This window comes from Streptomyces sp. RP5T (genome assembly GCF_003933965.1).
Classification (GTDB): domain Bacteria; phylum Actinomycetota; class Actinomycetes; order Streptomycetales; family Streptomycetaceae; genus Streptomyces.
Window position 1 is genome coordinate 1 of sequence record NZ_RSAJ01001305.1, and the last position, 409, is coordinate 409.

The 409-nt window shown below is 68.0% G+C and carries 1 protein-coding gene; it reads right to left on the reverse strand.

Annotation, left to right across the window (positions count from 1 at the left end; all coding sequences use genetic code 11):
- Positions 1-120 precede the first annotated feature (120 nt).
- Positions 121-409 (reverse strand): VCBS repeat-containing protein (locus EHS43_RS45940; RefSeq protein ID WP_148104403.1); only part of this gene is annotated, 289 nt, incomplete at its 5' end.

Here is a 409-nt window from a genome sequence, read left to right on the forward strand (position 1 = left end):
CACCGAAGTGGCCACAGCCCAGCTCAACGCCCGCGCCCGACCCTGGATCTGGGGCAGACCAGCACCACCCACCAGGCGCTTACGCCGCCGCTATGTGTACGTCCTTTGAGGAACGCAGCACTAGTAGAGGCCCTTGTAGCCCTGCCAGCCGCTGGCGATCTTCGTGCGAGCGCCGAAGGATCCCTTGCCGTCGCCGTTGTTGCGCCAGACGTTGCCGCCGGTGTCCCGGGAGACCAGGTCGGCCCTGCCGTCGCCGGTGATGTCTCCGACGCCGACGACCGTGTTGTAGGAGCCGCCCCAGTTGGAGAAGACCTTCGTGCGGGCGCCGAACGTGCCGTTGCCGGTGCCGTAGTACCGGTACAGGTTGTTCGCCGTGTCCTGGGCGAGCAGGTCGCCGATGCCGTCGCCG